Source organism: Pedobacter sp., from assembly GCF_035566355.1.
In the GTDB taxonomy this organism is placed as follows: Bacteria; Bacteroidota; Bacteroidia; order Sphingobacteriales; family Sphingobacteriaceae; genus Pedobacter.
The window spans coordinates 1-9,213 of the sequence record NZ_DATMRL010000084.1; the positions used below are offsets into that span (position 1 = coordinate 1).

7 protein-coding genes are annotated in these 9,213 nt (G+C 41.6%); all 7 read left to right on the forward strand.

Going from position 1 to position 9,213, the window contains the following annotated elements; translation table 11 throughout:
* On the forward strand, positions 1 to 131 hold a 131-nt coding region (locus tag VNZ46_RS03150), incomplete at its 5' end, for a glutaminase domain-containing protein (RefSeq protein WP_325558628.1).
* A gap of 21 nt (positions 132 to 152) precedes the next feature.
* Positions 153 to 1,322, forward strand: a complete 1,170-nt coding sequence (locus tag VNZ46_RS03155; RefSeq protein ID WP_325558623.1) for an aldose epimerase family protein — start codon at positions 153 to 155, stop codon at positions 1,320 to 1,322.
* Between the two features lie 756 nt (positions 1,323 to 2,078).
* Complete coding sequence (locus tag VNZ46_RS03160; RefSeq protein WP_325558624.1) at positions 2,079 to 5,021, forward strand: SusC/RagA family TonB-linked outer membrane protein; 2,943 nt, start codon at positions 2,079 to 2,081, stop codon at positions 5,019 to 5,021.
* A 38-nt stretch (positions 5,022 to 5,059) separates the two neighbouring features.
* Positions 5,060 to 6,574 carry a RagB/SusD family nutrient uptake outer membrane protein gene (locus VNZ46_RS03165; protein WP_325558625.1) on the forward strand — a complete coding sequence of 505 codons (1,515 nt, stop codon included), beginning with the start codon at positions 5,060 to 5,062 and terminating at the stop codon, positions 6,572 to 6,574.
* Positions 6,575 to 6,584: 10 nt separating this feature from the next.
* Positions 6,585 to 7,688: a discoidin domain-containing protein gene (locus VNZ46_RS03170; RefSeq protein ID WP_199075408.1), complete on the forward strand. Its 1,104-nt coding sequence runs from the start codon at positions 6,585 to 6,587 to the stop codon at positions 7,686 to 7,688.
* A gap of 20 nt (positions 7,689 to 7,708) precedes the next feature.
* The gene (locus VNZ46_RS03175; RefSeq protein ID WP_325558626.1) at positions 7,709 to 8,812 is read left to right on the forward strand and encodes a DUF5007 domain-containing protein; all 1,104 of its coding nucleotides are present in this window, start codon (positions 7,709 to 7,711) and stop codon (positions 8,810 to 8,812) included.
* A gap of 22 nt (positions 8,813 to 8,834) precedes the next feature.
* Positions 8,835 to 9,213: carboxypeptidase-like regulatory domain-containing protein (locus VNZ46_RS03180; RefSeq protein WP_325558627.1), on the forward strand; the 379-nt coding region annotated here is incomplete at its 3' end.

The following is a 9,213-nucleotide window of genomic DNA, read 5'->3' on the forward strand; positions in this document are numbered from 1 at the left end:
AAACCTCAACCCGGGTTCCCCTGAGTGATTGGCATGAAACCACAGATGGTAAACAAGTGGGCTTCCAGGCACGTAGTGTAGTTGGTGGTTATTCCATTAAGCTACTTGATTATAAATTGAATAACAGGTAATTAATAAAAACAAGATTGTTGATGAAAACATATTTAAAATACACTGCCTCTCCGCTGCTCCTTGCAGGGCTGATCTTTACAGCATCTTGCAATTCTTCCTCAAATCATGGAGGGCAGGTCGCAACAGGTCTGGACTCTGGCCGCATTTCCACAAAAGCTTTTGAAAAGAAAATAGATGGCAAAGAGGTTCACCTGTATACGCTGGAAAACAACAGCGGCTGCAAAGCGCTGATCACCAATTATGGTGGAAGACTCGTGAGCTTGCTCGTTCCCGACAAAAATCAAAAACTGGTAGATGTAGTAGCTGGATTTAACAGCGTGGATGGATATCAACAATCAACAGAACCATATTTCGGAGCAACTATCGGACGTTACGGCAACCGGATTGCTAAGGGCAGATTTACCCTGGATGGAAAAGTATATACATTATTTACCAATAATGGACCAAATACATTACATGGAGGCAAAAAAGGCTATCAGGATGTCGTTTGGGATGCAAAGGTCCTGGATAAGCAAAGTCTGGAACTCACTTATCTCTCTAAAGATATGGAAGAAGGTTTCCCCGGTAATTTAAATTTGAAAGTAATTTATACGCTTACTGACGATAATGCCTTGAAAATAAGCTATGAAGCAGTAACAGACAAAAACACTGTAGTGAATCTAACCAATCATGCTTTCTTTAACCTGAATGGGGAGCAAAGTGGTACAATATTAAAACATCTGGTTAAAATTAATGCGGATAAATATACGCCAGTAGATTCTACATTGATCCCGTTAGGCACACTTGCTATGGTTAAAGGAACGCCATTTGACTTTACCGTGGCTAAAACTATAGGGGATCGTGTAGACGTTTTAAATGATCAACTGAAAAATGGTAAAGGTTATGATCATAATTTTGTATTGAATTCTCATACTCCTGATCAGCCTGTTGCCGTAGTTACCGGAGATCAGAGCGGGATAGTGATGAGTGTTTATACGGACCAGCCCGGTCTGCAATTTTATAGCGGTAATTTTATGCAGGGTAAAAATACCATGAAAGGAAATCATAAAGATGATTTCAGGACCGCTTTTGCCCTGGAAACCCAGCATTTTCCAGATAGCCCCAACCAAAAATCTTTTCCTTCAACTGTACTGAAACCAGGGGAAAAGTACAATTCTGTTTCTACCTATAAATTTACTGTAGCACAATAGAACAATAAAAGATAGAGAATAATACAGCCTGACAAAAGCATGAATCCTATGGGGAAATAAAGAGGATAAGATCAGTTTTTCATTTCGTCATTTCGGCATAAGCCGGAATGACGAATTCCCGGAAAATGGGCGATTTGGCAGAAAATAAGCCCAATGGATTTGTATTGACTGTTAACTAAAAGTTAATGGTTATTGTTGTTTGCAGCGACTTCAAATAGAATAGAATTCATACCATTTTTTTTATAATAAATGTAAAAAAAATGGTTTAAAATTTCGCTAAACCGTTTTACTTGAGTATATTAGTGTTACCATTGATGAGTGTATCAAAAATAATAAAAACCAAATTTAAACTAAATTAGCATCATGAACAGCAACACCTTTATTAAAATCTTAACGTAAAGATCTATCGTATTTTAACTTAAAAGAGATTTATGGAAAATCTCTTTGGATGAATTAATTAAATATTTTTTGATAAATATTGGATTGAGCAGGAATTCTTTTTGCCGGATTTTTTGGCCTGATGTTCTTAGTGGTATCCGGTTTTTAGCAAGTATTATAAACTGATTAATAAATATGAATGGAAATTTCTACGCTTAACTAAACATCTCAAGCCAATTTTTAAATAACAGTGATCTGGCTTTAAGGCCGATGCTTTAACTGGTGGACTCCTTCTTGAAATCAAAGAAGGAATTTGACCGGAAGGGAATTGTTTTGTTTGTTTTTTTACGTGAAATCTCCAGTCTCTAACTGAAGAATATGCGTGTTTTATTACTAACAGGTTTCTTTTTATTGGCGCTATGCGGCAATAACTTTGCAGAAAAGGTCTTTTTTCAACAGGATACTACCAAGAAGGACACCTCGAAGGCAGTTGATCTGTCACAAAAGAAGGAAGCACTTTTTTTTAAAGGCCTGCTTCCGAAATCGGTTTCGAAAAAACCAGCAGACCTGGCTATTTATCCGGCAACTTCCCTGCAACAGGCATTAAAGGGGCAGGCTCCCGGGTTGTATGTGCAGGAGCCCAGCGGAGAGCCCGGAACTGTACAGCAAATGTACATTCGCGGATTGAGTACACCCTTGCTCTCTAAAAGAGATGTTTACCAGGTGCAGCCACTGGTCGTTCTGGACGGAATTCCTCTTGTCACTGAAGAGCATCCTTTTGCTTTCGACATCCAGCAATACGATTATAACAGAGCCGGCCCGGCAACCAACTTACTGGCGGGAGTTGATATCAACAATATAGCCAGTATAGTGGTCTTAAAAGACCTTGCCGGAATCGCTTATTTTGGTCCGAGAGGGGCAAACGGAGTCATCTTACTGACCTCCAAACAAGCAGGAATTAAACGTCGGGTGAGCTTTAATTCTTATTTCGGCATGGCACAACGTCCTGGCGTAAATACCATTAATGGAGAGTATGAGAATAATTTCAGAAAACAATTTTATGACCGTTATACACCAAATGGCAGATATAATGATGACGATGTTTATCCGCTTTATCTAAGCGATTCTTTAAATACGGCTTACTATGGTCCTTCTAATTGGAGCGATAGCTATTACAGAAATGCCGTAGTATATGGTATTCATGCAGATATCTCCGGTGGTTCAGAGCGTGCCAGTTTTCGCTTTGCAGTAGGCAATGTTAAAACTGGCGGGGTAGCTGATCAAACTGGACTTGATAAATACAACGCGTTTTTTAACGTGAATATGAAACCATTGCCATGGTTACAATTTTCAGCATCCGTAAACGGTACACGTTTAAACCGTGTGCGTAACAAGAATCTCCGTGACCGGTTTGCGCAGATGGTTTATATTCCAGATTTGGGGGCTCCGCTTTCGCCCAATAAAATCAATTATGATGCTTACCTAAGTCAATTTGACAATGGTTTTGATCATAATTTTAATAACCTGGTACAGGGGCAGGGCAAATTGATTTTTGACTTCGGGGATTTCAAGTTCGTATCCAGGCTAGCCATAGACTACAATGAAGGCTTCAGGGATTTGTTTTATCCCAGAACATTAATGGAGGGCAATAGCTATGCTTCTAATTATTATGGCTTTAATCAACGTATGGTTTTTGATAATTTTCTAACCTATACACATCTGTTTAACAAAAAACACCTGGTGAGCGCAGAGCTCGGTCAGTCTACCCAGTGGGATACCTACAAATACAACAACAGCTATGCCTATAAAGGGGTAAACGATTTCATTAAGATCAATCTGCTGGAATCTGACCCTAATAACGGAAATTACCTGAATCCACTGGCTTTTCCAAAACCACTCGTTTATAAATTCCTTGACAGGACCAAACAGAATCTGGTAGCTTTTTATGCAAAAGGAAGCTATAGTTTTGACGAGAAATACACCTTCTCCTTATTGTTAAGAGAAGACGCCTCTTCTAATGCCCAGCCCACCAGCAGGTGGTTATTTACACCAACACTATCTGCCGGATGGAATGTGAAAAAAGATTTGCTGGCCGATAATAAGTTTATTTCAGATCTGAATTTCAGGATCAGTGCCGGACGTTTAGGTAAACTAAATTCCTTTGATAATTATGCACAAGGACCTCAATATACAGCTGATGCCGGTTTTACGGGGAACCTGACTGCTCCGGGATTTAATGCCTTTGCCGTACTGACCCGTCCATATACTTTTGGATGGGTAGGTTATGGTATTCCATGGGCTTATACGGACCAATTGAATGTGGGTTTTGATTTCGGCCTGGCAAAAAGCCGTTTTCGGGGAAGTATAGACTTTTATACTAAAAATGACAAGAACCAACTGATTGGTGTTCCCGCCTATGCTGAATATGGTTATAGTCAGGCTTATGAACCCGGGATGAATGTGAACAATACCGGAGTAGACCTTTTGTTTGGCGTTGACATACTTAAAGCCAGTAAAAAAGGCTTTGGATGGACCAGTACCTTGAATTTTAACCTTAATAAAAACCGCTTAAAAGCTTTACCCGGAGGGCGCACTGAATTGGTTATCGGCAATCGATATCTGCAGGTTGGGCAACCTATAGACCAATACTGGCTGCTTCAAAATCAAGGAATCTATAATGCAGATAAAGATGTTCCACAAGTCAATGGTAAACCCATGACCTATAGCGGAATTGCGCTCCATGGAGGAGATCCCGTCTGGAAAGATCTGAATGGAGATAATCGCATTGATCAAAAGGATAAAACCTTGATGGGGCATATACTTCCTACGCTTTCAGGAGGTTTCCAGAACCAGTTCAGCTATAAAAACTGGAATCTGGGCATTGATCTCTACTTTAATCTGGGGCGACAGCTGATCAACCAGGAAATGGCCAATCGGTTTAATTTTATTAATCGGGAAGGAACGGTGGCAATGACCTCTGTTAAAGAGATTACCTATTGGGAGAAAAGAGGCGATTACAGTAAATATCCCCTCTATAATCCCTGGAGTACAGTCATTCCTTACCGTTCTGACCAGGATTTATTCCTGGAAAATGCTTCCTTCCTGAAGCTGCGCACCATTTCACTCGGCTATGACCTGAGCCCATTGCTCAAAAAGAAAGGAATAGAGCGTATTTACATCTATGGCTCGGCCAATAACCTGTTTACGATCACGCCTTATACCGGACAAGACCCGGAGCTGGTCGATTATACAGGCTATGATTCCGGTTATGGAATGCCAGTTCCCAAAACCTACACCCTTGGTATCCGGATGGAGCTATAGTTGGAAAAGAAATGATATAAGCCATTAATAGAAACAATATGAAAGGAAATAGAATATTATACTTTTTACTCCTACTTGCAGGATTTCTTTCTGCAGGATGTAAAAATGTACTGGACATAGATTCTACCCGCACTGTCGGAGAGAAGAATATGTGGAATACGCTGGAAGATACCAGGGCAGCATTGCTGGGTACTTATTCATTGACGCGGGCAGCACTGGTAGACAACAATGCATTCTGGATCTATGGAGATGTGCGTACCGGCGAATTCAGTAGCCCAACGCGACAAGATTTGAAGGCTGTGATCAACAATGATCTGAATGCCTCCTATCCAGTACTGGATGCCATGTCTAACTGGAGGCGCTGGTATGCAGTGATCAATTCGGCAAACATTTTCCTGGAACGCGTGCGGGATGTTAAAATAGCCGATCCAAGGTATACCGAAAACAATATGACTGTGGATATAGCACAGATCCGCTTTCTTCGGGCTTTTGCTTATTTCTACATGGTTCGCATATGGGGCGACGTACCTTTTATCATCACTTCTCACGATGGGAGTTTCGAAAATAAGCCCAGAGAAGACAAAGATAAAGTGATGGTTTGGGCAGAGCAGGAAATTCTTAAGGCAGCAGCAGATTTACCTTATAAATACAGCGCAAACGATATACAGCAACCTGGACGCTATTACAATGAGGACGAAAACCGATGGAATGGAGTACTGGCTCGTAAATTAACTGCTTACGCAATATTAACCCATATTGCCGCATGGCAAGGCAATTATCCTGAGGTTGCAGCCTATTCCAAATTTGTAGTGGACAATTACAACAAAGGTGGCAACAGCTATATTTCAACAGATGAGCTTTGTTCTTCCGGAGGCTTTTTTAACGCAAAAAAATACAATCATTTGTTCGGTTTCAATTTTGACTACGGTCACCAGGACGGATCCTTTACCGGGCATCTGGAAGAACTTACGCTGGCAGAACCGGTAGTGAATAAAAGCCTGCCGGATATTTTTATGACCAAGGATTCTATCCTGTCCATTTTCAATGAAGAAAATGACGAACGCTTTCATTTGGATACCCTTGGGCGTCCTGGCGTAGAACGTTATTTCTCTAATTTCAATGGAAAGTACCCAATATTCAGCAAAGTGAAGGTAATTATGGATGGAACAACCGATCCAAGTTTCAGGCTCTTTGCCAGTGCTGTCGTATTTACCCGCTTAGAAGACATCACCTTGCTTCGTGCGGAAGCCCTGGCTGTTCTTGGCGAGAATCAGGGCGCTATAGATAACCTGAATACCATCCGGCAGTTGAGGAAGCTTAAAGCTTACGACGCCGTGGTGAACGGTGATTTACTGAGTGCCATTTTCCATGAACGACAACGTGAGCTTATGGGGGAAGGCCATCGCTGGTACGATCTGGTTCGTTATAACCGCTTACGTCCCCGTAATCAGAAATTCATAGACCTGATCGCGCGTAATGGCATTTATTGGCCACTCTCAACAACTATTCTCGGACAAAATCCGGCGCTTCAACAAAACTCTTACTGGAAATAACTGGAAAGCTATGAAGAAATTACACTACAGTTTTATCTTATTTACCCTACTTATTATAAGCCTGTCCTGCACAAAGGATGGAGGGTATTATGATCCGCAACCGATAGACAAGGAATATAAAGGTACTACTTATGAGTACCTCAAAAGTAAACCCGGCATTTACGATTCCTTATTACGGGCTATAGAGCGTGTTGGGGCAGTACATCTGCTAAACGATAGCAGCGTAACCCTGTTTGCGGTTACCAATCCAGGTTTTCAGATTGCCTTTACCAATTTGAACAATCTTTATGCTTTATCCGAAAAACCCGCACAGTCTTTATCTACCATTAAATATGAGCAGCTGGATACGATGATGGCCCAGTACATGATTAAAGGAAAATATACCGCCAACGAACTTCGTCAGCAAGACGGCCTGTCATTGACCACCGCAAGGTATAATTATCCAATGCATGCAAAAGTGGCTAAATCGACTTCTTCTGGTTATATATCCGGAGGTCCGGAGTATATTTTGATCAGTGATACCAGGCGAAGTCAATTTAACAAGGACTGGGTTAGTGCAAATACAGGCTCGATCAATATCCATACAAAAAACGGTATTGTGCATGTCATGGCTTCAGATCATGTCTTTGGCTTTGATAATTTCATTACCAGATTAACCTTTAATCCACCACCACCCAACCTTTTCAAAATCATTGGCGGCAAGCAAACCGTTTCCCGGGAAAATGGCGGCGGGGCTAATGGAGTTGAAGGCTCTAACAACGTGATCGACGGAAATTCGCTCACCAAGTTCTTATTGGGCTGGGGTCAGGGCAATAGTGTTGAGCTCACCTTCGAGCTGGTTACGCCAGCCATTGCAGGGGCTTATACTGTTACCTCTGCAAATGATGAGTCGGGAAGGGATCCTTCAGACTGGAACCTGCAAGGTTCTATGGATGCAGAAAACTGGACCTATCTGGACAGCAAAACGAATCAGGTATTCGAAGATCGACAACAGCAAAAGGTATTCCGGTTTGTTAACCGCACTGCATTTAAATTTTATAAACTCCAGATCACAAGGAACAATGGAGCCGATGGGATGCAGTTTGCAGACTGGACAGTCAATTTAGCCAAATAAAAAGCATTAAAAAAAGAGATATGAACCAAAGCGTATTGTCAAACAGGAAAATAAATTTGCCAGTATACTGTGCAATCCTTGCCCTGCTGGTCTTTCCGGCATGTAAAAAACTCTATAATCTTCCTGATGCGAAAGAGTACCTGAGTAAAAACATCAATTACGATAATAAAATTATAGAACCCGTTATAGGCCGCTGGAACCTTCACGGAGGTTTTAAATCAGACAATTCCAGTTTTCCGTTGACTTTTGAAATCCAGAATGCCCGTTACGGAGATGGAAGAAAAGTGACCGATCTTTTTCAGGTAAAACCAACTTATGTGTGGACTGCAGTTTACGATGGAAAAGAGAAAAGTCTGGAAGAAATAGAAGCGAAGCGGAAACTGGAAGATCATCCTTTATTTGAAGTGAGGTCTTCGGGCGAATTCGTTTTATGGCCAAGCTCTACAGATGAGCTGATCGAACCCAGGCCAACGGACAGCACCAGCCTGGCGCAGGATACCCGTTTCTTTGATCTTAAAATTTCCAATACAGGTGGAAGCATAGTTTTGAAAGATTTTCAGATCCGTCCCTGGAGAGAAAGACCATATTCGCCAAGTAATGACATTAATCCCTTTACCGGTGGCGTTAACCGAGATCCGAAAGCGCCTAACGACCCAAGCAGGAGAGATTATATCCGTCCTCGTCTGGACAATGTTATTGGCGCAAAAACACAAAAGGCACTCCGGAGTGATGATGATGTAAAGGACGTAGTGGTCTACATCCGACGATTCGAAGGAGGAAACGGGCATAGCTTGCGTTTCAAAATTCTGAACACAGATAGTATCCCTATGAATCCAGCCATATTTAATGAAACCAAATGGGACTTGCTGGTGCACGGTTTTAACCGGAAAATGACCAATGAACACGTCCAGTATGATGTGGCTTACCCGATCCCTCTAACCTCTGCAGGTACTATATATACCAATGGAGGAAATGCCAGAGCAGAGATCAAATACTCCAGAAGGGGATTTGGAGGTGGATTAACCACAGCTATGTTTGGTTTGGATTTTAAGATTTTCAGAGCCGGCGACTGGGAAATCGTTTTCCATTTCAAAAAAGACAATCCAAAGTTTGAAGATGAATAATGACCACCACAAATTTTATTCGATGAGACATTTTATAATAGCGATAGTACTGATGTGCTGCTTTAAAGCCACGTTTGTCCGTGCTCAAACCAAAATTAAGCTAAGTGGTAAGGTAACGGATGAGACCAATCTTGGTATCCCAGGGGCGACCGTTTTTTCGGGCTCACCTTTAAAAAGTTTAACTGCCACCAATGGTTCCGGAGAATTCGTTATCATGATAGAGAGCGAAGCAGAACTGGTATTCAAATCAATTGGATTTATGGAGTATCGTGTGAAACTGAAACCCGGGCAAACCACCATTCTGGTCCGCCTGAAAGACAATTCCAAAGAAATGGATGAAGTAGTCGTAAGAGGGTACGTAACGCGGTCCAAACAACTCAGCACCGGTGCTTCAACCACCA

What these genes read in the sequence shown, in the direction of transcription:
- VNZ46_RS03155 (WP_325558623.1), top strand. Translation starts at nt 153, where the DNA reads ATGAAAACATATTTAAAATACACTGCCTCTCCGCTGCTCCTTGCAGGG.
- VNZ46_RS03160 (WP_325558624.1), top strand. Translation starts at nt 2,079, where the DNA reads ATGCGTGTTTTATTACTAACAGGTTTCTTTTTATTGGCGCTATGCGGC.
- VNZ46_RS03165 (WP_325558625.1), top strand. Translation starts at nt 5,060, where the DNA reads ATGAAAGGAAATAGAATATTATACTTTTTACTCCTACTTGCAGGATTT.
- VNZ46_RS03170 (WP_199075408.1), top strand. Translation starts at nt 6,585, where the DNA reads ATGAAGAAATTACACTACAGTTTTATCTTATTTACCCTACTTATTATA.
- VNZ46_RS03175 (WP_325558626.1), top strand. Translation starts at nt 7,709, where the DNA reads ATGAACCAAAGCGTATTGTCAAACAGGAAAATAAATTTGCCAGTATAC.